General features: G+C 72.2%; 18 protein-coding genes. 12 read left to right on the top strand and 6 right to left on the bottom strand.

Annotation, left to right across the window (positions count from 1 at the left end):
* The first annotated feature begins 218 nt into the window (after positions 1-218).
* Positions 219-1,700, top strand: coding sequence for a sugar transferase (locus tag ACRWNP_RS12430; protein WP_431961177.1), 1,482 nt, complete (start codon positions 219-221; stop codon positions 1,698-1,700).
* Positions 1,701-1,703: 3 nt separating this feature from the next.
* Here ACRWNP_RS12430 and ACRWNP_RS12435 read toward each other — a convergent pair whose 3' ends face one another.
* Entirely contained in the window at positions 1,704-2,654 is a 951-nt protein-coding gene (locus ACRWNP_RS12435) for a GDP-L-fucose synthase family protein (RefSeq protein WP_431961178.1), read from the bottom strand.
* A gap of 95 nt (positions 2,655-2,749) precedes the next feature.
* On the opposite strand from ACRWNP_RS12435, the gene gmd reads away from it, so the two are divergent.
* Complete coding sequence (gene gmd, locus ACRWNP_RS12440) at positions 2,750-3,763, top strand: GDP-mannose 4,6-dehydratase (protein WP_431961179.1); 1,014 nt, start codon at positions 2,750-2,752, stop codon at positions 3,761-3,763.
* A gap of 182 nt (positions 3,764-3,945) precedes the next feature.
* Positions 3,946-6,654, top strand: a complete 2,709-nt coding sequence (locus ACRWNP_RS12445; RefSeq protein WP_431961180.1) for a DUF7594 domain-containing protein — start codon at positions 3,946-3,948, stop codon at positions 6,652-6,654.
* Between the two features lie 44 nt (positions 6,655-6,698).
* Here the strand turns inward: ACRWNP_RS12445 and ACRWNP_RS12450 are convergent, their stop codons facing one another.
* On the bottom strand, positions 6,699-7,109 hold the full coding sequence (locus tag ACRWNP_RS12450) for a nuclear transport factor 2 family protein (protein WP_431961181.1): 411 nt from the start codon (positions 7,107-7,109) through the stop codon (positions 6,699-6,701).
* Between the two features lie 202 nt (positions 7,110-7,311).
* On the opposite strand from ACRWNP_RS12450, the gene ACRWNP_RS12455 reads away from it, so the two are divergent.
* From ACRWNP_RS12455 to ACRWNP_RS12475, 5 genes are all read left to right on the top strand, one after another.
* Positions 7,312-9,528 carry a LamG-like jellyroll fold domain-containing protein gene (locus ACRWNP_RS12455; RefSeq protein WP_431961182.1) on the top strand — a complete coding sequence of 739 codons (2,217 nt, stop codon included), beginning with the start codon at positions 7,312-7,314 and terminating at the stop codon, positions 9,526-9,528.
* Positions 9,529-9,633: 105 nt separating this feature from the next.
* Entirely contained in the window at positions 9,634-9,837 is a 204-nt protein-coding gene (locus ACRWNP_RS12460) for a hypothetical protein (RefSeq protein WP_431961183.1), read from the top strand.
* A gap of 109 nt (positions 9,838-9,946) precedes the next feature.
* Complete coding sequence (locus tag ACRWNP_RS12465) at positions 9,947-12,175, top strand: LamG-like jellyroll fold domain-containing protein (protein ID WP_431961184.1); 2,229 nt, start codon at positions 9,947-9,949, stop codon at positions 12,173-12,175.
* The gene (locus ACRWNP_RS12470; protein WP_431961186.1) at positions 12,172-12,876 is read left to right on the top strand and encodes a hypothetical protein; all 705 of its coding nucleotides are present in this window, start codon (positions 12,172-12,174) and stop codon (positions 12,874-12,876) included. Before ACRWNP_RS12465 ends, ACRWNP_RS12470 begins: the two co-directional genes overlap by 4 nt.
* Positions 12,873-13,712, top strand: coding sequence for a glycosyltransferase family 2 protein (locus tag ACRWNP_RS12475; RefSeq protein WP_431961187.1), 840 nt, complete (start codon positions 12,873-12,875; stop codon positions 13,710-13,712). The genes ACRWNP_RS12470 and ACRWNP_RS12475 overlap by 4 nt, the downstream gene beginning before the upstream one ends.
* On the opposite strand, the gene ACRWNP_RS12480 is transcribed toward ACRWNP_RS12475, so the two are convergent.
* On the bottom strand, positions 13,657-14,820 hold the full coding sequence (locus ACRWNP_RS12480; RefSeq protein ID WP_431961188.1) for a glycosyltransferase: 1,164 nt from the start codon (positions 14,818-14,820) through the stop codon (positions 13,657-13,659). The two genes, ACRWNP_RS12475 and ACRWNP_RS12480, sit on opposite strands and share 56 nt — an antisense overlap.
* A complete protein-coding gene (locus ACRWNP_RS12485; protein ID WP_431961189.1) occupies positions 14,817-15,362 on the bottom strand; it encodes a WcaF family extracellular polysaccharide biosynthesis acetyltransferase in 546 nt (181 codons plus the stop codon). The genes ACRWNP_RS12480 and ACRWNP_RS12485 overlap by 4 nt, the downstream gene beginning before the upstream one ends.
* 129 nt (positions 15,363-15,491) lie before the next feature.
* Between ACRWNP_RS12485 and ACRWNP_RS12490 the strand changes: the two genes are divergently transcribed.
* Positions 15,492-17,024: a hypothetical protein gene (locus ACRWNP_RS12490; protein ID WP_431961191.1), complete on the top strand. Its 1,533-nt coding sequence runs from the start codon at positions 15,492-15,494 to the stop codon at positions 17,022-17,024.
* 17 nt (positions 17,025-17,041) lie between these two features.
* On the opposite strand, the gene ACRWNP_RS12495 is transcribed toward ACRWNP_RS12490, so the two are convergent.
* Complete coding sequence (locus ACRWNP_RS12495; protein WP_431961192.1) at positions 17,042-17,488, bottom strand: adenylyltransferase/cytidyltransferase family protein; 447 nt, start codon at positions 17,486-17,488, stop codon at positions 17,042-17,044.
* 165 nt (positions 17,489-17,653) lie between these two features.
* Between ACRWNP_RS12495 and ACRWNP_RS12500 the strand changes: the two genes are divergently transcribed.
* The 3 genes from ACRWNP_RS12500 to ACRWNP_RS12510 are packed head-to-tail and all read left to right on the top strand — an operon-like array spanning position 17,654 to position 21,935.
* A complete protein-coding gene (locus ACRWNP_RS12500; RefSeq protein WP_431961244.1) occupies positions 17,654-18,910 on the top strand; it encodes a glycosyltransferase family 4 protein in 1,257 nt (418 codons plus the stop codon).
* A gap of 23 nt (positions 18,911-18,933) precedes the next feature.
* Positions 18,934-20,679, top strand: coding sequence for a lipopolysaccharide biosynthesis protein (locus ACRWNP_RS12505; RefSeq protein WP_431961193.1), 1,746 nt, complete (start codon positions 18,934-18,936; stop codon positions 20,677-20,679).
* Positions 20,676-21,935 carry a hypothetical protein gene (locus ACRWNP_RS12510; RefSeq protein WP_431961194.1) on the top strand — a complete coding sequence of 420 codons (1,260 nt, stop codon included), beginning with the start codon at positions 20,676-20,678 and terminating at the stop codon, positions 21,933-21,935. The genes ACRWNP_RS12505 and ACRWNP_RS12510 overlap by 4 nt, the downstream gene beginning before the upstream one ends.
* Positions 21,936-22,011: 76 nt before the next feature.
* On the opposite strand, the gene ACRWNP_RS12515 is transcribed toward ACRWNP_RS12510, so the two are convergent.
* Positions 22,012-23,580, bottom strand: coding sequence for a methionine--tRNA ligase (locus tag ACRWNP_RS12515; protein WP_431961195.1), 1,569 nt, complete (start codon positions 23,578-23,580; stop codon positions 22,012-22,014).
* Positions 23,581-23,648 lie beyond the last annotated feature (68 nt).

Raw genomic sequence — 23,648 nt, forward strand, 5'->3', positions numbered from 1 at the left:
ATCAGGAACGCTCCGCAGACGGCGCATTACCACATCACAGGGCCACTGAGCGGACAGATCAAGCCGTATGTGAACTTCAGGACAACTGGCCTCCGAAATTTCGTAAACCGCAGCGAACACACAACTGTTTGGCATAGCGTTCCGGGTTATTACGGCGCACGGCTACTTGGGGAAGTAGCGGGTGTGCCCACTTTTGTCGCGTTGTGCCAGGGGGGTCCATGCGGCGTGTCGGTATACCCAATTCAGTCCCGATAGATACGTCCCCCGCGCCCGGCCGTACGGCCGCCCCGCGCGGGCTGAGCGACAAGGCCCGCTGGTACCTGCCGGCGGCGCTCGTCACGGACGCGGTGGGGGTCGCGCTCCCGGTGGGAGTCGTCTTCGACGCCACGCTCCAGCCACATCCCGTGCTGTGCGCCGTGACCGCCGCGGCCGCCTGGCCGACCGTCCAGATCGCCCGCCGCCGGTACGGCCAGCGCGCGCTCGGCGAGTCGCGCAGCGGGCTGTCCGTGCTCTACGACTGGCTGGTCCTGCTCGGCGTGCTCGCGGTGGTCCGCGCGCTGCTCGGCGAGCACTCCGAACCGTACGTGGCGCTGCTCGCCCTCACCCCGGGTCTGCTGCTGACCACCGCCTGCCGCAAACTGACCTACCGTCATCTGCTGGCCTCCCGCCGCGAGGCGCACGCGGTGCGCCGCGTCCTGGTGATCGGCGAGCCGAGCGCGGCCGACTACGTCGTCGACCAGCTGGCCGCGCGCACCGACCACGAGTACGTCGTGGTCGGCACCATCCCGGTGGGCCTGGCCAACCTGGAGTGCGGCGCGCCCGTGGCCGCCCGGCTGGAGTCACTGGCACCGGCGCGGCCGAGCGCCGACTCCGGCGCGGTGCTGACCGCGGCCCGGGAGCTCGGCGCCGACCTGGTGCTGGTCGCGCCCGGCCCGCGGATGGCCGGCGAACGCCTGCGGCGGCTGTCGTGGGCCGTGCACGACGCCGGCATCCCGCTGGCCGTGCTCCCGGGCCTGACCGACGTGGCGGTACGCAGGGTGGAGCTCACCTCCGCCGCCGGGCTCACCCTGCTGCACATCAGCCCGCCGCTGCGGCGCGGTTTCCAGGTGGGCCTGAAGGAGGTGCTGGACCGCGCCGGGGCCGCCGTCGGACTGCTGCTGCTCTCCCCGCTGTTCGGCCTCATCGCGGCGGCGATCCGGCTGGGCTCCAAGGGGCCCGTGTTCTACCAGCAGATCCGGCATGGGCTGGACTGCGTGCCCTTCACCATGTGGAAGTTCCGCACGATGGTGACGGACGCCGACGACCGCAAGCCCGAGCTGGCCTCCGCCAACGAGAACGACGGCCTGATGTTCAAGCTGCGCCGCGACCCGCGCGTCACGCGGGTCGGGCGGATCCTGCGCCGCTGCTCGCTGGACGAACTGCCGCAACTGATCAATGTGTTGCGGGGCGAGATGTCGCTGGTCGGCCCGCGTCCCCCGCTGCCGGACGAGGTCGCCCGCTACGACGAGGTCGCCCTGCGCCGGCTGTCGGTGAAGCCCGGCCTGACGGGCCTGTGGCAGGTCAGCGGGCGCTCGGACCTCTCCTGGGACGAAACGCTGCAGCTCGACCTCCGGTACGTCGACAACTGGACCTTCACCAGCGACGTCGACGTGATGGCCCGCACGTTCCGGGCCGTCGTGGACGGCCGCGGAGCGTACTGAATGTCAGGCAGCGCGATCGTCCCTCCACCAGCGGTACGTGGCGGCGATCCCGTCCCGCAGCGGGATCGCCGGCTTCCAGCCGAGCGCGGAGAGGCGGGAGATGTCCAGCAGCTTGCGCGGGGTGCCGTCGGGCTTGGAGGTGTCCCAGGCGATGGCACCCTCGTAGCCGGTGACCTCCCGTACGATCTCGGCCAGTTCACGGATCGTCAGGTCGGCGCCACAACCGATGTTGACCGGCTCCTCGCCGTCGTAGCAGCGCAGCAGCACCGCGCACGCGGCGGCGAGGTCGTCGACGTGCAGGAACTCCCGGCGCGGGCTGCCGGAGCCCCACAGCACCACCTCGGGGGCGCCGTCGCGGCGCGCCTCGTGGAAACGGCGGATGAGCGCGGGCAGCACGTGCGAGGTCTCGAGGTCGAAGTTGTCCCCGGGGCCGTACAGGTTGGTGGGCATCGCGGACACGAACGAGGCGCCGTACTGCCGCCGGTAGGACTGCACCTGGACGATGCCGGCGATCTTGGCGAGTGCGTACGCCTGGTTGGTCGGCTCCAGCGGGCCGGTGAGCAGTGCGTCCTCGTGGATCGGCTGCGGCGCGTGCTTCGGGTAGATGCACGAGGAGCCGAGGAAGAGCAGCCGGCCCACCCCGGCCGCGTGCGCCCCGGCGATCACGCTCAGCTGGATGCGCAGGTTGTCCTCGAGGAACTGCACCGGGTAGGTGCTGTTGGCCATGATGCCGCCGACCTTGGCGGCCGCCAGCACCACCGCGTCGGGCCGCTGCTCCTTCAGGAACGCCTCGGTGCGCGCCGCGTCACGCAGATCGAGTTCCCCGCGGCCACGGGTGATCACCTCGTGCCCGTCGGCGGCGAGCCGTCGGGTCAACGCCGATCCGACCAGGCCACGGTGGCCCGCGACGAAGATCCGGGCGCGGTCGGGCAGCAGTGCGTTCGCTTCGCTCATGGAAGCGGATTCTGCCAGCAGGGTTCGCCCCACCGGGGGTGATTCCAAACATCAGTACGCAAAAGAAACATAACCGACCCAAGGGGGGAGATCGCATGGGCAAGAGTGCCCTGATCACCGGTGTGACCGGCCAGGACGGCTCCTATCTGGCGGAGCTGCTGCTGGGCAAGGGGTACACCGTGCACGGCCTCGTCAGGCGGTCGTCCAGCTTCAACACCGAGCGGATCGACCACATCTACCAGGGGCCGCAGGAGGCGAACCGCTCCTTCGTGCTCCACCACGCCGACCTCTCCGACGGCGTGGCCCTGGTGAACCTCCTGCGCGACCTGCGGCCCGACGAGGTCTACAACCTGGGCGCCCAGTCCCATGTCCGCGTGTCCTTCGACGCCCCGCTCTACACCGGGGACGTCACCGGGCTCGGCTCGATGCGGCTGCTGGAAGCGGTACGGGCCAGTGGGGTGGAGACCCGGATCTACCAGGCCTCCTCCTCCGAGATGTTCGGCGCCGCCCCGCCGCCGCAGAACGAGCGGACGCCCTTCCACCCCCGCAGCCCGTACGGCTGCGCCAAGGTCTACGGCTACTGGGCGACGGTCAACTACCGCGAGGCGTACGACATGTTCGCGGTCAACGGCATCCTGTTCAACCACGAGTCCCCGCGCCGCGGTGAGACCTTCGTGACCCGCAAGATCACCCGCGCCGTCGCCCGCATCAAGGCCGGTCTGCAGGACCGGCTCTACCTGGGCAACCTCGACGCCGTCCGCGACTGGGGCTACGCCCCGGAGTACGTCGACGCGATGTGGCGGATGCTGCAGCGCGACGAGCCGGACGACTATGTGGTCGCCACCGGCGAGGCGGCCACCGTGCGGCAGTTCGTGGAGACCGCCTTCGGGCACGTGGGCCTCGACTGGGCGGAGTACGTCCGCTACGACCCCAAGTACGAGCGTCCCAGCGAGGTCGACGCTCTGATCGGCGACGCCAGCAAGGCGGAGGAACTGCTCGGCTGGAAACCCTCCGTGCGGGTCGAGGAACTGGCCCGGATCATGGTCGACGCCGACCGCAAGCAGGTCGAGGACCAGCTCGCCGGCGTGACCGTGCGCATCGACCGCTGAACCCGTCTGGGGCCGCGTCGCGTCGATCCCCGGCGTCATCCAGCCAAGCCATGAGTGCACACAATTTCGTCAAACTTTCACGCGAGAAGCTTTACGGGCCCCTACGCTGCCGACCACAGGTGGGCGATCGGGCCGCTTGTGTACGAGACGGCCTTGGGGGGCACATGCGAAGACTTGGGGCGATGACCGCCGCCGGGACACTGGTGGCCGGCACTCTGGCGGGGTTGGGGGTGGTCGCGGCTCCGGCGGCGACCGCGCTCACCCCGCCGGTCGCGATGACCGCGGACGAACTGCCGACCTGGCAGACCAACGGCATCGTCTGGGCGATGGCCCAGTCGGAAGGGGTCGTCTTCGCGGGCGGGACCTTCTCCACCGTCCGTCCGCCCGGCAGCGCGGCGGGCAGCAACGAGCAGTCCGCGGTGAACTTCGCGGCGTTCGACGCCGCCACCGGCGCACCGGCCGACTGCCACCTGTCGTTCACGATCGGCCCGGGCAGCACGGCCACCGTGCGCGCCCTGGCCGTCTCACCGGACGGCGACACGCTGTACGCGGGTGGCTACTTCAGCTCCGTCAACGGCGTCCAGGTCAACAGCCTGGCCGCCATCGACATCGCGAGCTGCACGCCGATCGCGTCCTTCCACCCGGCGGTCTCCGCGACCGTGCGGGCGCTGGACGTGACGGCGGACACCGTCTACATGGGCGGTGACTTCACCAGCGTCGCCGGGCAGTCCCGGCGGTACTTCGCGGCACTGTCCACCGCGGGGGCGCTGACGGCCTGGGACCCGCAGGGCGACAAGCCGGGGCGGGCCGTCCAGGTCGCCCGGGACGGCTCCCACGTGATGATCGGCGGCGACTTCGACACCATCGGCGGGGGCGACTCGCACGCCCTGGCCGTCGTCGACTCCGGCACGGGCGCGCTGACGAAGGCGTACCCGATGGGCTTCTTCCCAGCGACCTCCGTCGTCAAGGACGTCACGGACGACGCGACGGGACTGTACGTCGCCAACGAGGGCACCGGCGGCGGTGTCTTCGACGGCCGGACCGCCTTCGACCTGAGCGACTTCGACCAGCGCTGGCGCGACACCTGCCTCGGCGCCACCCAGTCGCTCGCGGTCTACCAGACGGTGCTCTACAGCGGTTCGCACGCGCACGACTGCAGCAGCATGGGCGAGTTCCCCAACCAACGGCGCAAGCACCTGCTGGCGCAGTCGGTGGACGACCCCAAGCTGCTCGGCTGGTTCCCGGACACCAACGACGGCCTCGGCGAGAGCATCGGCCCGCGCGTGATGTCCGTGTCGTCCGCGGGCGGCAAGGACTACCTGTGGGTGGGCGGTGAGTTCACCACCGTCGAGGGCACGCCGCAGCAGGGCCTGACCCGCTTCTCCAACGGTCCCGACACCGGCAACCCGAGCACGCCGGAGGCGAGCGCGGCGAGCCTGGCGGCCGGCCAGGTGAAGGTGAGCTGGCAGGCGAGCCTGGACAAGGACGACAGCGCGCTGACGTACAAGGTCTACCGGGACGGCGTGGCCACTCCCGTGTACACCACCTCCGGCAGCTCGCTGCCCTGGGTACGGCCGCAGCTCAGCTTCACCGACACCGGGCTGACCGTGGGCTCGACCCACAGCTACCGGGTCACCGCGAGTGACGGCACCAACACCAGTCCGCTGTCCTCGACCGCCACGGTCACCGTGGCCGGCGGCAGCAACAGCTACGCCTCGGCGGTGCTCTCCGACGGCGCGAACCTGTACTGGCGCTACGACGAGAGCGGCGGCACCTTCGCCGCCGACGCCTCTTCGTCGGACGACAACGGCGACTACGTCGGCGGGCCGTCGTACCGGCAGAGCCCGGGGGCGGTCAGCGGTTCCAGCACGGCGGTCGGCTTCAACGGCTCGGACCAGTGGGTCCACAGCGACCGCAGCCACCCGCGCCCGGCCACCTTCAGCGTGGAGTCGTGGTTCAAGACCACCACGACCTCGGGCGGCAAGATCGTCGGCTTCGGGAACACCACCAACGGCACCAGCAGCCAGTACGACAAGCACGTCTACATGACCAACGACGGCCGGCTGGTCTTCGGCGTCTACACCGGCGCCACCAACACCATCACGACCGGCGCCGCCTACAACAACGGCGCCTGGCACCACGTGGTGGCCACCCAGGGCGCCGACGGCATGAAGATGTACGTCGACGGCACCCTCGCCGGCACCCACCCGCAGACCTCCAACGAGAACTACACCGGCTACTGGCGGGCGGGCGGCGACAACCTCAACGGCTGGCCGAACCAGCCGTCCAGCGGCTACTTCAACGGGCAGATCGACGAGACCGCCGTCTACCCGTCCGTGCTGACGGCCGCCCAGGTCGGCAACCACTACGCCCTGGCGAGCGCCCCGGCCGACACCGTCTCCACGCTCACCCCGGCCGAGGACACCTACGTCAACGCCGGAGCACCGTCGGCCAACTACGGCACCTCGGGCTCACTGGCCGTCCGCGGCAGCTCCGCTTACCTGACGTACCTGCGCTTCAGCCTGCCGCCGGCCCCGGCCGGCCAGACCCTGAAGAGCGCCGTGCTGCGGGTCATGACCAGCAGCGACCCGGCGGCGGGCACCAACGACACCGTCTCCGTCGTGCCCGTCACGGGCGCGTGGACGGAGACCGGGGTCACCTACGGCAGCCGTCCGGCGCTCTCCTCGACCGTCCTGGGCACGCTGAGCGGTGCGACGACGAGCTCGACGTCGTTCACGGTGCCGCTGGACGTCTCCTCGCTCACCGGCTCGCTGGGCGGCTCCTACAGCCTGGCGCTGACCAGCACCGGCACGGACGCGATGTGGCTGTGGTCGCGGCAGGCCGCGTCCTCCGCGAACGGGCCGCGGCTCGTGCTCACCTTCGGCTCCTGACCAGGTGACGGAGGGGCCCGGCCGAGTCCCGGCCGGGCCCCTCCTCACTCCTCGCCGCCCCGGGGCGCGGCCGGTGCGGACGATCCCGTCGGCGGCAGCTCTCCGGCGAACACGATCATCTGGTCGATCCTGCCGTTCCGCAGGTGCACCACGTCCGTCCCCGTGAGCTCCCGCTCGCCCTCCGCGGTGCGGAAGGCCCACTGATAGCGCGCCCATTCCCCGGGCATGTCCACCGCCGAGGAACGCGCCATGGCGCCGGGCCCGGCCGGGTGCCCGCGCATCTCGATGATGAAACGCTCCACGGCCGCGACCCCCTCGCTGCGCCCCAGCGGACCCCAGAAGACGACATCCGGGGTGAGCGCGCGCGACAGCAGCGCGGGGACGTACCCGTCGTGGGAGGCGTTGAACGCGGCGATGAAGGTGTCGATGGCCTCCTGGCCCGCTGCTTCCTGCATCCTCCTGTCCTATCAGAGGGTGCCCGTACGCCGCGGGAGAGGCGGTGCGCCGGCCCTCGCCGGAGCCCCGTCCCCTCGTGCCGCCCCCACCCGAGCCCGGAGTTTAGGCCGAAGTCTCCTCCCAGCCGCCCGAGACCGCGTACGCTGCCGGGCAGGGCGGTTCGTTTCCGCACCGCCGGGGGCGGCGAGGGCTGGGGGGCTCATGCGCACTTGGGGAAGACTGTCCGCTGCGCTGGTACTGACGGCGGCCTCACTGGCCGGCGCGGGGGTCGCGGCGGCGCCGACCGCCGGGGCGCTGACCCCGCCCGTGGCCATCACCGCGGACCCGCTGCCGACCTGGCAGACCAACGGCGTGGTGTGGGCGATGGCCCACCAGGGGGGCACGGTCTTCGCCGGCGGCACCTTCTCGGCCATCAGGTCCTCCGGGTCCGGCAGCACCACGCAGCCCGCCGTCAACTTCGCGGCGTTCAACGCCGCCACCGGCGCTCCCACCGGCTGTCGGCTCTCCTTCACCATCAGCTCCGGCACCGCGACGGTACGCGCCCTGGAGGTCTCACCGGACGGGCGGACGCTCTACGCGGGCGGCTGGTTCAACGCCGTCAACGGAGTGACGGTCAGCAGCCTCGCCGCCATCGACATCGCGAGCTGCACGCCGATCGCCTCCTTCCGGCCCTCCTTCTCGGCCACCGTGCGGGCCATCGACGTCACCGACGACACCCTCTACGTGGGCGGCGACTTCACCTCCGTGGCCGGACAGTCCCGGCCGCGGTTCGCCGCGCTGTCGACGGCCGGAGCGCTGCGCGCCTGGAACCCGAACGCCGACAAGCCCGGGCGGGCGGTCCAGCTCACCCCGGACGGCGCCCACGCCGTGATCGGCGGCGACTTCGACACCGTCAGGGGCACCGCGTCCCACGCCCTGGCCGTGGTCGACACCGGCACGGGGGCGCTGACCCGGGCGTACCCGGGCGGCTTCATCCCGCCGACCTCGGTCGTCAAGGACCTGACGGCGGACGCCACGGGGGTCTTCACCGCCAACGAGGGCACCGGCGGCGGCGTCTTCGACGGCCGCATCGCCCTCGACATCAGCACCTTCAACCAGCGCTGGCGGGACACCTGCCTCGGCGCGACCCAGTCCGTGCAGGTCTACAAGACCGTGCTGTACAGCGGCTCACACGCGCACGACTGCAGCAGCATGGGCGGCTACCCGAACCAGCGGCGCAAGCACCTGCTCGCCGAGTCCGTCGGCAACCCGACCCTGCTGCCGTGGTTCCCGGACACCAACGACGGCATCGGCGAGGGACTGGGCCCGCGGGTGATGACGGTGGCCTCCTCCGGAGGCACCGACTACCTCTGGGTCGGCGGTGAGTTCACCACCGTCGCCGGGGCCGCCCAGCAGGGCCTGACCCGCTTCGCCTCCGGCCCGGACACCGGGGCTCCGAGCGTGCCCGAGGTGAACGTGGCCAGCATCCGGCCGGGCCAGGTCACCGTGCGCTGGCGGACCAGCCTCGATCTGGACGACGGCCCGCTGACCTACCGCGTCTACCGCAGCGGCTCCACCACGCCGATCCGCACCACCACCGGCTCCTCGCTGCCGTGGGTGCGCCCGCAGCTGGCCTTCACCGACACCTCGGTCACGGCGGGCACGACGTACTCGTACCGGGTCACCGCGAGCGACGGGACCAACACCAGCGCACTGTCCCCCGCCCGGTCGGTGACCGCCGCTTCGGCCACCCAGGCCTACCCGGCCCGGGTGCTCGCCGACGGCGCGAAACTGTACTGGCGCTACGACGAGGCCTCCGGCCAGTTCGGCGCCGACTCCTCGCCCGGCAACGACAACGCGGTCTACCTCAACGGACCGCTGTACCGGCGGACCCCCGGCGCCGTGCCCGGCAGCACCGCCATGGGTTTCAACGGCACCAACGACTACGCCTACAGCGACGCCCGGCACAACCGCCCCTCGGCCTACAGTGTCGAGACCTGGTTCCGGACCACGACCACGGCCGGCGGCAAGCTCATCGGCTTCGGCGACCGCAACGTCGACAACAACCTCAGCAGCAACTACGACAAGCACATCTACATGACGAACAACGGGCGCCTGGCCTTCGGGGTCTACGTCAGCGGCACCCACACCATCACCACGCGGGGCACCTACAACAACGGCCGGTGGCACCATGTCGTCGCCACCCAGGGCAGCGGCGGTATGCGGCTGTACGTCGACGGCGCCCTCGTCGGCACCAACACCACGACCACCAGCCAGAACCACGTGGGCTACTGGCGGATCGGCGGTGACAACCTCAGCGGCTGGCCGAACCGTCCCACCAGCAACTACTTCGCCGGGCAGCTGGACGAGACCGCGGTCTACCCGCTGGTGCTGACCGCCTCCCAGGTCGCCGGCCACCACACGCTGGGCGCCGGGTGAGGCGGCACGGCGCCGGGCACCAAGGCCAGGGTCGCCGTCTCGCAGGACGCGTACGACACCGCATGGGCGGCGTCGGCCGGCCACGGCACCTCGGGACCGCCCGCGGTGCGCGGCACGCTCACCGGGGCCACGGCGGCCCGGAGCACGTACGAGACGGCGCTGAACGCCGACACGCTGGCCGGGGCCCCGGGCGGCTCCTACGCGCTCGCGCTCACCAGCACGGGCAGCGACGCGCTGTGGCTGTGGTCGAGCGAGGCGGCGGGAGCGGGCAACCATCCCGTGCTCGTACTGACCTTCGGCGCACCTTAGTGCTCACATTTTCTTCAAACACCGTCCATCAGCCGTATGTCAGCCCATACCCTGCGGTGCACGGGCGGCCAAGTGGGACGCTCGGGGGCATTGGGGCCTTGGGGGGCACATGCGCAAGCTCAGATCCATATCCGCTGCCTTGACCATGGCGGCGGGCTCCTTGGCGGCGGGAGCGATCGCGCCGCAGCCGGCGGTGGCCCTGACGCCACCGGTGGCGATGACGGCCGACAGCCTGCCGACCTGGCAGACCAACGGCATCGTCTTCGCCATGGCGCAGGCGAACGGCACCGTCTTCACCGGCGGCACCTTCTCCTCGGTCCGTCCGTCCGGAGAGGCGGCGGGCGGACCGAACGAACGGGCGGCGGTCAACTTCGCCGCCTTCGACGCGGCCACCGGCGCACCCACCGACTGCAGCCTGTCCTTCACCGTCGGCTCCGGCACGGCGACCGTGCGGGCGCTGGCGGTGTCGCCGGACGGGGCCACGCTGTACGCGGGCGGCTTCTTCGGCGCGGTCAACGGCACCCCGGTCAGCAGCCTCGCAGCGATCGACATCGCCACCTGCACCGTCAGGACGAACTTCGCCGTCGCGGTCAACGCCACCGTCCGGGCGCTGGCCGTCACCGGCGACACCGTCTACCTGGGCGGTGACTTCGGCTCCGTCGACGGCCGGCCGCACGCCAACTTCGCCGCCGTCACCACCTCCGGCGAGGTCACCTCCTTCACCGCCGACGGCGACGCGCCGGGCCGCGCGCTGGAGATCACCCCGGACGGGGCGAACGTCGTCCTCGGCGGCGACTTCGACCACGTCAACGGCACGGCCTCGCACGCCCTGGCCGTGGTCGACGCGACGACCGGCGCCGTGGTGAAGGGATACGGATCCACCTTCATCCCGTCGACGTCGGTCGTCAAGGACCTCACGACCGACGCCACCGGCGTCTACACCGGCAACGAGGGCACCGGCGGCGGCGTCTTCGACGGCCGCATCGCGCTCAACCTCGACGACTTCAACCAGCGCTGGCGCGACACCTGCCTCGGCGCGACCCAGTCGGTCGAGGTGTACAAGTCCGTGCTGTACAGCGGCTCGCACGCGCACGACTGCAGCAGCATGGGCGAGTACCCGAACCAGCGGCGCAAGCACCTGCTCGCGGAGTCCGTCGACAACCCCGCGAAGCTGGGCTGGTTCCCCGACACCAACGACGGCCTGGGCGAGGGGATCGGCCCGCGCGTCATGTCCGTCTCCTCCTCCGGTGGCACCGACTACCTCTGGGTCGGCGGCGAGTTCACCACCGTCAACGGGGTCGCCCAGCAGGGGCTGACCCGCTTCTCCTCGGGCCCGGACACCGGCGTGCCTACCACCCCGAACGTCAACGCCTCCAGCGTCACCCCGGGCTCGGTCAAGGTCCGCATCCAGACCAGCCTGGACCTGGACGACAGCTCGCTGACCTACCGCGTGTACAAGAACGGCGGCACCACGCCCGTGTACACCACGACCGCCTCCTCGCTGCCGTGGGTGCGGCCGCAGCTGACCTGGACCGACACCGACGTGACGGCCGGCGCCACCTACACCTACCGGGTCACCGCGAGCGACGGCACCAACACCACCGTCAAGTCGCCGACCCAGACGGTCACGGCGGCGACCGTGCCCGAGGCCTACCCGACCCAGGTCCTCGCCGACGGGGCCACGCTGTACTGGCGCTACAACGAGACCGCCAACACCTTCGTCGCCGACAGCTCGCCGGCCGACGACGGCGGCAACCACGTCGGCGGCCCGACCCGTGGCGTGAGCCCGGGCGCGATCGCCGGCTCCGGCAGCACCGCCGTGACCTACAACGGCACCACGCAGTGGTCGTACAGCGACGCCAAGCACAACCGGCCGTCCGCCTACAGCATCGAGACCTGGTTCCGGACGACCACCACCACCGGCGGCAAGATCATCGGCTTCGGCGACCGGACGACCGAGGCGAGCGCCACCACCGACAAGCACGTCTACATGACCAACGCCGGCCGCCTGATCTTCGGCGTGCGCAGCGGCAGCAACCGCACCGTCACCACCCTCGGGGCCTACAACGACGGCGAGTGGCACCACGTCGTCGCCACGCAGGGCTCCAGCGGGATGCGGCTGTACGTCGACGGCTCGCTGCAGGCGTCGAACCCCTTGATCACCGGCGGCAACGACTACGTGGGCTACTGGCACGTCGGAGGCGACAACCTCTCCGGCTGGACCAGCCGCCCGTCGAGCAACTACTTCGCCGGGAGCATCGACGAGACCGCGATCTACCCGAGCGTGCTGTCCGCCTCGCAGATCGCCCAGCACTACGACCTGGGGAAGAACGGATGAACCACCCGCCCCGCCGGGTCGCCACCGCCGCCGCCGTCCTGCTGACGGCGGCGGCGGTGCTGCTCACCGGCTGTTCCAGCGGCTCCGACGGCAAGGGCACCGCCGCCAAGAACGCGCCCGCGCCCTCCGCCTCCGCCTCCGTACCGGCCCCGGACCCGGGCTCGGACTCGGCGGAACCGACCGCCCCCACCGACCCCGCCTCCGACGCAGTCCCGAGCGGGCCGAAGGTCCCCGAGGCGGAACTGACCCCGGTGACCGGCTCCTTCACCAAGAAGGAGAAGGCCTACCTGTCCGGGCGGGTGCCCAGGGGCACCGACCCCGCGGCCGTGCTCCAGCTCGGCCAGGAGACCTGTGACCGCATCGCGCGCGTCGCCGAGGTCGACAAGGACGCCGCCATCGGCGGCATCATCACCGGGCAGATCGGCGGCGCCAAGGGCGCCGTCACCCACCTGTGCCCGGACCAGGAGGACATCCTGGCGGCCGCCGCGACCGGCTTCGCCGACGGCTCCTACACCGTGGGCACCAAGGCGAAGGCGGGCAGCGTCGTCGTGCCCGGCACCTACCGCGCCCTGACCCCCACCAAGGACTGCACCTGGACGGCCGGCACGAAGACCGGCACGGCCCACAAGGTCACGATCACCGCGGGCACGAGGACCTTCGACTCGCGCGGCTGCTTCGCCTGGGCACGGGAGGGCCGGTGAACGAACTCGTGAGCAGGCTCCCCGTCGTGGTGGCGATCCCGACCAAGAACGAGGCGGAGAACATCGCCACCACGGTCGGCTCGGTCATCGACCACTTCGAGGCGGTGGTGGTCGTCGACTCCGGCAGCACCGACGACACCCGCGCCATCGCCGAGTCGCTGGGCGCCCAGGTCGTCCCCTACACCTGGGACGGCAAGTACCCCAAGAAGAAGCAGTGGTGCCTGGACAACGTCCACCCGGACATCCCCTGGCTGCTGTTCCTGGACGGGGACGAGGTGCCCACGCCGGAGCTGATCGCCGAGCTCCGCGAGCTCTTCGCGCGGCAGCCGGTCCTGCCCGCGGCCTTCGACATCCCGCTGCTGTACTGGTTCGCCGGGCGGCCGCTGCGGCGCGGCTACACCGTCGTCAAGCGGTCGCTGCTGGACCGCACCCGGGTGTCGTACCCGGAGGTCGACGACCTGGGCGCACCCGGCATGGGCGAGCAGGAGGGCCATTACCAGCCGCGTGCGGACGGACCCGTCGGGAGGCTCAAGGGGCGCATCGAGCACCGCGACCTGGACCCGCTACGCACCTGGTTCGAGCGGCACAACCGCTACTCGGACTGGGAGGCCTGGCTGGAGCACCACCCGGGGGCGAAGGAGCAGGTACGCGGGCTGAAGACCCGGCAGGGCAGGCTCTTCCAGAGGGTGCCGTTCAAGCCGCTGCTCTTCTTCGGTTACACCTACCTGGCCCGGCGCGGCTTCCTCGACGGCCGCGCCGGCTTCGACTACGCCCTCGCGCTCAGCTTCTACCGCTGGCAGATCGGGCTGAAGACGCGGGAGAACGTTCCTTCATAGCCGTCTCGTAGACGCCTTGAAGGACGTCGAGCGCGGCGTCGAGCGACAGCTCGTCCCGGATGAGGCGCCAGGCGGCCCGCGAGGCCGCCTGGTTCGCCTCGGGCTCCAGCAGTTCCAGGACGGCCTTCCCGACGTCCTCGGGCCGCCACACGACCCGTCCGGCGCCCGCCCGCTCGATGTCGGGCGCGAGGCCGTTGGACTCCCGCACGACCACGGGCGTGCCCACCGACATCGACTCCAGCAGCGACATCGCGAACGGCTCGTCCACGGACGGCAGGACGTAGACGTCTGCGGCGCGGAAGGCCTCCAGCGCCTCGGCGTGGCTGAGCGGTCCGACGTGCCTGACGGCGTTCTCGACTCCCAGCGCGCGGACGGTCTCCAGGGTGCCGGACAGCTCGCCCGAGTCCGGGCCGGCCAGGACGAACCGGGCGTCCGGGTACCGTCTCAGGATCTCCGGGATCGCGGCCGCGAAGACCTTGGGGCGCTTGCGGGCCTGGAAGCGGGCCAGGTAGAGCACGGTGGGCGGGCCGCTGCGGACCCTCGGCTGGTGCAGCGCGGTGCCGTTGGGCAGCCGTACCGGACGGGCCAGGTTGCCCGCGCCCACGACGGCCTCCAGGTCGGTGCGTTCCCACTCGGTCAGGTGCAGCACGGCGTCGGCGCGGCGCAGCAGCCGCTTGGTGGCGAGCGCGTCGAGCACCTTGGCCAGCGGCTTGTCGCTGGGGTCGACCATCCCGTGCGTCTGCAGCACCAGCGGCCGCCCGCACCGCAGCGCGGCCACGGCGACCGGCAGGGTGATCAGGTCGCGCATCAGGTGGACGTGGACGACGTCCGCCGAGCGCACCAGCCGCCGGGCGCCCGCGAGCAGGGACGGTGAGGTGATCCCGGAGACCTCGAAGCGCGGCAGCACGTGCCGGGCCCGGAAGATTCGCGCGGGCACGCCCTCCACCTCGCCGGGCAGCTCGCCCTCGGGAAAGCCGTCGCCCAGGGTGACCAGTTCGGCGTCGACGCCGCGGCCGCGCAGCCCACGGGCGAGGTTGAGGGCGACCCGGGTCGGGCCGCCGAAGGCGTTGGTCGGCGTGTGCAGGGTGACGACGTGCAGCACCTTCACGACTGTGGCTCCTTGAGCGTCCGGATACCGTCGGCGGCGTGCAGGGTGAGCTCGGGCAGGTCCTTCGACAGGACCGTGCCGGCGCCGACGATGGCGTGGCGGCCCACCGTCACCCCGGCGAGCACGATGGCGCGGGCGGCGACCCAGGCGCCGTCCTCCACCGTGATCGGCGCGTTGCGGTAGCGGAAGTCGACGGTGCGGTGGTCGTGGCTGCCGGTGCACAGCAGCGCCTCCTGGGAGACGCAGACGTCGGTGCCGATGGTGATGGGCTCCAGGTTGAGCAGCCAGGCACCCTCGCCGATCCACGTGCGGTCCCCGACGGTCAGCTTCCAGGGCCACAGCACCCGGACCCGGTGCCGGATCAGCACGCCCTCGCCGATGGTGGCGCCGAAGGCCCGCAGGATCGCCACCCGCAGCCGCGCCGGGCAGAACCAGGCGGAGAACACGGTGTTCATCACCGCGAACCACAGTGCCTGGACGGCCTTGCCCCGTCCCTTGTCGTACCCGGCCAGTGTGAAGGCCGACAGATCACGTGCCGTCACGGACGCACCCCCAAGAACCCCCGCCCCTGGTGCCCTCCCCGGCACCGTTCGCACAGATTATCCGTGGACGCGCTACCGGGGAGGCAGGATCTATAGACTGCGCGAGGGGAATCGTTGGGGGGCTGTCGCATGGCCGTTCAGGCACACGGAATCCAGCCGCGCGGAATCCCGCCGCGGGAGCCCGGCGGCCCGGGGGGCCCGGCCGGTCCGGGGACGGGCGACGTCGAGGTCCCGGCGGTCTCGCCGCGGGCGCTGCTCTCCCGCGCGCTGGCCGTACCGCTCATCCTGGGCCTGGGCCTGTTCCTGCCGGCGGTGGTCGCGGCGCAGCCTGGCCCGGGGGTGCGCGACGGCGTCTTCTGGCTGCAGATGGTGCTGACCTGCTACTCCGGCACCCGGCTGGCGGTGATGGCGCTGACGGCCCACCGCAAGCTGATCCAGGGTTCGTTCTGGCTCTTCGTGTACGTGGCGATGGGTGTCGCCCCGCTCGTGCAGGACGTGCTGGACCAGACGCCGACGCCGGTCGTCGGCACCCGCGCCGACCTGCTGGTCGCGGTCGCGCTGGTGCTGATCGGCTGCGCGGCCTTCGACGTCGGCGCCCTGCTGTCGCGGCACCGGCCGATCCGCCGGGCGCGGCGCGGGGACCGCTCCGCCTCCTTCCACCGCAGACGGGTGTTCCTGCTGGTGGCGATCGCGTTCGTCGGCAGCGCGCTGCTGGTGGTCAAACTGGGCGGCCCGGCGGTGTTCTTCAGCAGCCGGCAGGCCATCACCGACACGATCCGGGCCGACGGCGCCGCCTCCGCGGAGTCCAACGTCGGCTCCGCCTTCCTGCGCGGCTTCGGCACCGTCCCCGCGCTCCTGGCGCTGCTCGTCTTCACCCGCTGGCTGGTGACCTCGCGGCGAGCCCGCCGCCGGCCGCTGGTGATCGCCACCTGGAGTGCCCTGCTGCTGCTCAACGGGGTGGTCAACAACCCGATCAGCAACCCGCGTTACTGGTTCCTGACGGTGCTCTTCTCGTTCCTGTTCACGGCCTTCCCCAGGAGCCCGGCGATGTACCGGACGGCCTTGGCCCTGGGCGTGCTGGCCGCGCTGGTCGTCTTCCCGTTCGCCGACCGCTTCCGCTACGACGACGACGGCTACAAGCCGGTGCAGACCACGTCCGTCTTCGAGCCGCTGGCGATCAAGGACTACGACCAGGTCGGCATGTTCGCCAACACCATCACCTTCTCGGACAGCGGCCCCGGCCACTTCTACGGCCGCCAGCTCGCGGGCTCCGCGTTCTTCTTCGTGCCGCGGTCGGTCTGGCAGGGCAAGCCCCGTGACACGGGCGTCATGATCGGCCAGTGGATGGGGATGAAGAACGTCAACCTGTCCTCTCCCACGTGGGCCGAGGTCTGGATCGACTTCGGCGCCGGCGGCGTCGTCGTGGCGTTCACCGCCCTCGGCTACGTCGCCGCCCGGGGCGACCGCCGCTATGCGCTGCGCACCTCGGTGGACCCGCGCCCGGGCAACGTGATGGCGATCGTCATCCCGCTCGTCGCGGGCTACTCCTTCATCCTCCTGCGCGGGCCGCTGCTCCAGGCCTCGGGCCGCATCGGGGTCGCCCTGATCTGCTTCGCCCTCGTCACGACCCTGCGATCCGACGAGCGCAAGCACCTGCGCTGACGGGGCGCCCCGGTGGGCTACCGTCCGGCCGCGCCCGCCGCCGGGGTCGTGAGCGCGTCGAGCGCGCGGCGCAGTTGCGTGCTGGAGGTGTGCACCGTGTAGGGGAAGTAGACGACCTCGACGCCGACCGTGGCGAAGTCGCGCTCGAGCCGGTCCCCCTTCTCGGTGCCGCGCCAGTCGTCGCCCTTGAAGATGACGTCGAACCGGACCTGCTCCCAGGTCTCCAGTTTGTCCGGGACGGTCTCGACGAAGGCCGCGTCGACGAAGCGCACGCTGCGGACGATCTCCAGCCGCTCGACGAGCGGGACGACCGGCCTGCGCCCCTTGGCGAGGGCGGCCATCTCGTCGGAGACCACCCCCGCGACCAGGTAGTCGCACTGGCTGCGGGCGTGCCGCAGGATGTTCAGGTGGCCGACGTGGAACAGGTCGTAAACACCAGGTGCATACCCCACACGGTGCGCCATGTCGCGAATCCCCCCACAGGAATACAACCATTCCGCGAGCTGCGGAGTCTCAGACATTAGCGTGAAGCCAGTGTGTTTCTCCGGTGAACGGATAAGGTGAGCATCTGGTCACTTCTGGGGGGAAGGGGTCCTTCCGTGCCCGAGTTCAAGGGCCGCACACTGCTATTGGTCTCCACCAACTACGCGCCCGAGCACGCGGGCATCGGCCCGTACGCCACACAGATCGCCGAGCACTGGGCGGCCGCGGACGGCGGCGGCGCGGAGGTCCATGTGCTCGCCGGCATGCCGCACTACCCGTCGTGGCGGCTCGATCCGGCGTACAGGGGCGTGTGGCGGATCGAGGAGCGGCGTGCCGGGGTGCGCGTGCACCGCCGGCGGCACACCGTGCCGCCACGTCAGACGGCCGTCAAGCGCGCCCTGTTCGAGGCGTCGATCCTCGCCCACGGGCTGGTCGCGGCGCCCCGCGTCCGGCCGGACGCGGTGGTGGCGCAGATGCCGAGCCTCGCCGGCGGTGTGATCGGCGCGCGCATCGCCGCCCGGCACAAGGTGCCGTACGTGCCGATCGTGCAGGACCTGATGGGCGCCGCCGCCGCGCAGAGCGGCATCCGCGGCGGTGACCGGGCGGCGGCGGCCGCCGGGGCCGTCGAGGCGTACGCGCTGAAGCGGGCCACGCTGGTCGGCGTGATCCACGAGAGCTTCGTGGACAAGGTCGCCGCGATGGGCGTGGACCGCGGGCGCATCCGGCTGGTCCCCAACTGGTCGCACGTGGCCCGTCCTTCGCGCCCGCGCGAGGAGACCAGGGCCCGGCTGGGCTGGGGCCGGGGGCAGACGGTGGTGCTGCACTCCGGGAACATGGGGCTCAAGCAGGGCCTGGAGGTGCTGGTCGAGGCGGCCCGTCTCGACCCCTCGGTGCGGATCGTCCTGATGGGCGACGGCAACCAGCGCGAGCACCTGCGGGACCTCGCGGCGAACGTGCCCAACCTGGAGTTCGCGCCGCCCGCCGACGACGCCGACTTCGCCGACGTGCTGGCCGCCGCCGACGTCCTGGCGGTCACCCAGCGGGCCTCGGTGCTGGACATGAGCATCCCGTCGAAGCTCACCTCCTACTTCGCCGCCGGACGGCCCGTGGTCGCCTCCGTCGCCGCCGAGGGCGGCACCGCGCAGGAGGTGCTGCGGTCCGAGGCCGGGCTGCTGGTGGAACCGGAGGACCCGGGGGCGTTCCTCAAGGCCGTGCGCGCCCTCGCCGAGGACCCGGAGGCCGCCGCCGAACTCGGGGCCCGGGGACCCGTGTACGTGGCGGCGCACCTGAGTCGTGAGGCCGGATTGTCACGGATCAGTGCGCTCCTCGCGGAGGCACTGGACACGGCCGTAGAAGCTGTCGATCCTGAGGGATCGGACGTATGGGGGGTTCCACGCACGTGAGTGATCAACCGCACGCATCGCAGATGTCCGAGGCCCACGACGAACCGGACCTCCTGCGCGACCAGTTCCGTCAGCTCGTCCGCTACCGCGCGCTGCTGGTGGCCGGTGTGCTGATCGGGCTGCTCGGCGGCGGATACCTGGCCGTCTCCGGCAAGGACACCTATGTCGCGACCAGCGAGGTCGTACTGCGGGCGGCCACCGTCGACGAGTTCGCGGCCGGCGGCACGGCACCCGACAAGGCGATCAACATCGGCACCGAGCGGCAGACGGCGATGAGCAACGAGATCGCCAAGCGCGCCGCCAAGAAGCTGCACCTGCCGGCACGTTCCGTCTCCTCGCTCCAGTCCGACCTCCAGGTCACCAACCCGCCCAACACGCTGGTGCTGCGCTTCGCGTACACCTACACCGACCCGGACGAGGCGGCCCGCCGGGCCAACGCGCTCACCCAGGCGTTCATGGACGCCCGCCAGGAGACCACCGAGAACACCATCAAGAACACCGTCCACAACCTGCGCAAACAGCTCGACCCGGTGGTCAAGCAGCGCAAGGAACTCGACGACCAGATAGCCAGGCTGGGCGAGGGGCCCACTCTCGACGCGGCCACGACGGTGCAGGCCACCCTCGTCGGCCGCATCTCCGAACTCAGCACCAACATCACCAGGTTGCAGACCCTCGACACCACGCCCGGCAAGTGGATCCGGGTCGCCTCCCCGCCGTCCGCGGCCTCCGGCCCCGGGCTGCCCATGATGCTCGGCCTCGGAGCCCTCGTCGGCATCGCCATCGGCCTGCTGGCCGCGTGGGTGCGGCTGGTCTTCGACCCCACCGCGCGGTCCGAGAGCGACGTGGTGCGGGCGCTGCGCGCGCCCGTGCTGGGCACCCTGCCGCGCGCCAAGGGCGGCCCGCTGCTCGCCGTCGACCAAGCCGACCCGCGGCTGGCCGAGGAGTTCCGCTCGGTCGCCTTCCGGCTCGCCTACGACCAGCGGTTCGCCGAGCACCGCCGGCTGCTCGTCGTCGCCCCGCGCGGCACCGGCGAGACGGCCGCCTCGGTCGCCGTCAACCTGTCCGCGTCCTTCGCCGAGATGGGCATGGACGTGCTGCTGGTCGAGGCCGACCTGCGTACCCCCGGGCTTTCGGCGCGGCTACGCGCGGCGGACGGCTCCCGGCCCGGCTGGGCGCGTTCCCCGCATCTGAGCGAGGGCGGCTGGCCGGCCGGTCTCCAGGTGCCCATCGACGCCGGCGAGTCCGGCTCCTTCGACCTCGTGCCGGGGCGCCGGGTGCGCAACGTGGCGCGGGCGCTCACCTCGTCGGCGGCGAGCCGGCTGTTCGCTGAGGCGGACGCCCCGGGCGCCGCGGTGATCGTGCTGGCGCCGGCGGTCCTCACGTACGCCGACGCGCTCGCGGTGGCCGACCGCATCGACGGGGTCCTGGTCGTCGCCGACCCGCACGCGGTGCACCGCGCCGACCTCGACCGGGTCCGCCAGCTGATCAGCGGCGTGGGCAGTACGGTGCTCGGCGCCGTCCTGCACACCTCGCCCGGCCGCGGCTGGTGGGCCCGGCGGGCCCGGCGGGCGGCGCGCAAGCGGAACGCCGCCGCCGCGTCGCGTTCCGAGGCCTCCGTCCCGGCGGCCGGGGCCGCGTCCTCCGCCGACGCCGGGGTCACCGCCGCGGCGGCCACCAACGCCGCCACGGCCAGGACGCCCCTGCCCTCCGGTGACGACACCCCGGCGCCGACCACGGACACCATCCCGCTGCGCACGGTGACCAGGTGACGGTGCGCCCGGCGCCGGGCGCGAGGACCGCGATCGTCTGCTCCGTGCTCGACCAGGGTGTCGCGGCGCTCACGAACATCCTGGTGCTCGTGGTCGCCGCGCGGCTGTCCAGCGCCGCCGGGTTCTCGGTCTTCTCGATGGTCTACACCGTCTTCTCCGTGCTGCTGGGCGTGAGCGTCTCGTACGTCGGCCAGGCCCTGGTGCTGGAGCGGGGCGAGGACGCCTCGGTGGCCGCCGCCTGCCGCTCGGCGGCCTCTTTCGTGGCCGTGGCCTCCACGGTGGCCGGCGGCGCCATGGCGGCGGTGCTCGCCTTCGTCCCCGGCGAGACGGCGTGGGCGCTGGCGGTGCTCGGCATGGTGCTGCCTCTGGTCCTCACCCAGGACGGGCTGCGCTACTGCTTCTCGACCCTGCGGCTGCCCCATCTCGCCCTCGCCGGCGACTCCTTGCGGCTGGCGGTCGCGCTTCCCGCGCTCGCCCTGCAACCGCACGGCACGGGCCCGGCCAGGCTGGTCGCGGTGTGGGGCCTGTCGGCGGCGCCCGCGCTGCTGCTCGGCGGGGCCCTGCTGGCCCCCCGGCTGCGCGGCGCCAGGACCGACCTGCGCCGCTTCGTGCGCCGCGGCCACCTCGGGCAGCGCTTCGTCGTCGAGTACGGCGTGGGCAACGCCTCCAGCCAGCTCGCGGTGGTCGGCCTCGGTGTGTTCGCCAGCCAGTTGGCGGTGGGCTCGCTGCGCGGTACGACGACGCTCTTCGGCCCGATGAACGTGCTGTTCAACTCCGCCACCGCCTTCGGTCCCCCGCTGCTGGGCCGCGTCCCGGGCATGCGCGGGCAGGTCCGGGCGACGGCCGTCCTCGCCGCCGTCCTCGCGGGTGTCGCCGCGGTCTGGACGGCCGTCCTCACGGCCTTGCCGGACCGGGCCGGCCGTGAACTGCTCGGCGAGACCTGGGCGGCGGCGTCCCGTCTGCTGCCCGCGACGGGCACGCAGTACGCCGCCATCGCCGCCGGAACGAGCGCCCTGCTCACCCTCCGCGTCCTGCGGCCGAAGGCGACCCTGCCCATCCAGGTGGTCTTCTCCCTGGCCTCGGTCGCCTTCATGATCGGCGGCTACGCCCTCGGCGGCGTCCTCGGCGCCGCCTGGGGCCTGGCCCTCGGCTCGGCCCTCAAGGCGCTGGTGCTCTGGGCCCGCATCGCCGTCGTCCGCCGCGAGACCGCCCCGGCGGACGACCCCGAGACCCGCCCCGAACCGGCCCCGGCCTAGCGCCCGGCGGGGTGTCCGGCTCCCTTCGGTCGCACCGATGCGGACTGCGGGCGGGAGGGTGGGGGCGGGCCCGGCCTCACGGGCCGGGCGTCGCGGCGGGCTGCCGGTGGGCGGAGTGCGGGAACAGCGGGGCCGGCGGCGGGAGGTGGCCGTCCGGGGTGGGCGCGCAGCGCCGGGCGATCAGGGCGGCGGCGTCCGGCAGGAAGGGTTCCAGCTCGGCGGCGAGGGCGCGGCAGGCGTGCACCAGGGCGGCCAGGACCGCGTCGAGGCGGTGTCCGGCAAAGGCGTTGCGGTGGCGGCGTTCGGCGCGGGCCAGTTCCCAGGGCCGGGTCTCGTCGATGCAGCGGTTGGCCTCGTCGACGATCCGCCACACGGCGGCCGTCGCCCGCCGGAAATCCACGTCGTGCAGGGCCGCCGCGACGGTGTCCGGCGTCTCCTGACATGCCGTCAGTAGCGCTTCCGTGCCGGGCTCGCCGGGCCTGTCCGCCGCGGGGACGAGGCCGTCGCGGAAGCGGTGGACCATGGTCACCACCCGGTGCACCAGGTTGCCGAGCCCCCCGGCCAGGTCCGCGTCGGCGCGGGCGACCAGCCGTTCGCGCGTGAAGTCGGCGTCGCCCACCCGCGGCACCTCGCGCAGCAGCCACCAGCGAACCGCGTCGGTACCGTGCTCGCCGACCAGTTCCTTCGGGTCGACGGTCGCGCCGGCCGACTTGCTGATCTTGCGCCCGTCCACCGTCAGGTAGTCGTGGACGAGGATGTCCGTCGGCAGCGGCAGCCCGGCCGACAGCAGCATCGCGGGCCAGTAGACGGCGTGGAAGCGCAGCACGCCCTTGCCCACCAGGTGCACCCGCCGTCCGTCGCCCGCCCACCACTGCTCGTACGCGGCGCCGCGCTGCCCCTCGCCCCCGTAGCCCAGGCTGGTGACGTAGTTGCCGAGCGCGTCCCACCAGACGTAGATCACCTGGCCGGGGTCGCCGGGCACCGGGATGCCCCAGCCGCGGGCCCGGGTCTGGGAGCGGGAGACGGAGAAGTCGCGCAGGCCGCGGGCGAGCAGGGCGAGCACCTCGTTGCGGCGCGCGGCGGGCTCGATGCGCAGCCGCCCGTCCTCGATCAGCGCGCGCAGCTCGTCGGTGTACCGGGACAGCCGGAAGAACCAGTTCTCCTCCGCGACCGTCTGCGGCTCGGTGCCGTGCTCGGCGCAGCGGCCGTCGACCAGGTCGTCCGGGGTGTAGAACTGCTCGCAGCCCACGCAGTACAGGCCCTCGTAGTGCTCTCGGTAGAGGTCGCCCGCCGCGGCGCAGCGGCGCCAGAGCCGCTCCACGCCGGCGCGGTGGCGAGGGTCGCGGCTGGTGCGGATGAAGTCGTCCAGGGAGAGCGCGAGCGGGGCGTCCAGCGCGGCGAAGGCGGCCGCGTTGCGGTCCACGAGGTCCTGGACGGGGATGCCCTCGGCCTCGGCGGCCAGCACGTTCTTCAGCGAGTTGTCATCCGTGCCGCTGAGGAAGCGCACCGGTTCGCCGCGCCTGCGGTGGTGCCGGGCCAGCACGTCCGCCTGCACCAGTTCGAGCGCGAAGCCGAGGTGGGGGCGGGCGTTGACGTACGGGATGGTGGTGGTGACGTAGAAACGGGAAGCCTGGGGTGCGGTCATCGGAACCTCCGGGAGGGGCGGGGCGGGGCTCCGATGCGCGAAAGGATCGAGGCCCCGGTGGGGGCCTC

The organism is Actinacidiphila sp. bgisy160, assembly GCF_965342435.1.
Lineage (GTDB): Bacteria > Actinomycetota > Actinomycetes > Streptomycetales > Streptomycetaceae > Actinacidiphila.

Bases quoted from the DNA above. Each gene is read 5' to 3' on its own strand.
- ACRWNP_RS12505 (WP_431961193.1), top strand. From the start codon at position 18,934: ATGTCCGAGGCCCACGACGAACCGGACCTCCTGCGCGACCAGTTCCGT.
- ACRWNP_RS12430 (WP_431961177.1), top strand. From the start codon at position 219: ATGCGGCGTGTCGGTATACCCAATTCAGTCCCGATAGATACGTCCCCC.
- ACRWNP_RS12445 (WP_431961180.1), top strand. From the start codon at position 3,946: ATGACCGCCGCCGGGACACTGGTGGCCGGCACTCTGGCGGGGTTGGGG.
- ACRWNP_RS12470 (WP_431961186.1), top strand. From the start codon at position 12,172: ATGAACCACCCGCCCCGCCGGGTCGCCACCGCCGCCGCCGTCCTGCTG.
- ACRWNP_RS12495 (WP_431961192.1), bottom strand. From the start codon at position 17,488: ATGGCGCACCGTGTGGGGTATGCACCTGGTGTTTACGACCTGTTCCAC.
- ACRWNP_RS12455 (WP_431961182.1), top strand. From the start codon at position 7,312: ATGCGCACTTGGGGAAGACTGTCCGCTGCGCTGGTACTGACGGCGGCC.
- ACRWNP_RS12515 (WP_431961195.1), bottom strand. From the start codon at position 23,580: ATGACCGCACCCCAGGCTTCCCGTTTCTACGTCACCACCACCATCCCG.
- gmd (WP_431961179.1), top strand. From the start codon at position 2,750: ATGGGCAAGAGTGCCCTGATCACCGGTGTGACCGGCCAGGACGGCTCC.
- ACRWNP_RS12435 (WP_431961178.1), bottom strand. From the start codon at position 2,654: ATGAGCGAAGCGAACGCACTGCTGCCCGACCGCGCCCGGATCTTCGTC.
- ACRWNP_RS12465 (WP_431961184.1), top strand. From the start codon at position 9,947: ATGCGCAAGCTCAGATCCATATCCGCTGCCTTGACCATGGCGGCGGGC.
- ACRWNP_RS12490 (WP_431961191.1), top strand. From the start codon at position 15,492: ATGGCCGTTCAGGCACACGGAATCCAGCCGCGCGGAATCCCGCCGCGG.
- ACRWNP_RS12450 (WP_431961181.1), bottom strand. From the start codon at position 7,109: ATGCAGGAAGCAGCGGGCCAGGAGGCCATCGACACCTTCATCGCCGCG.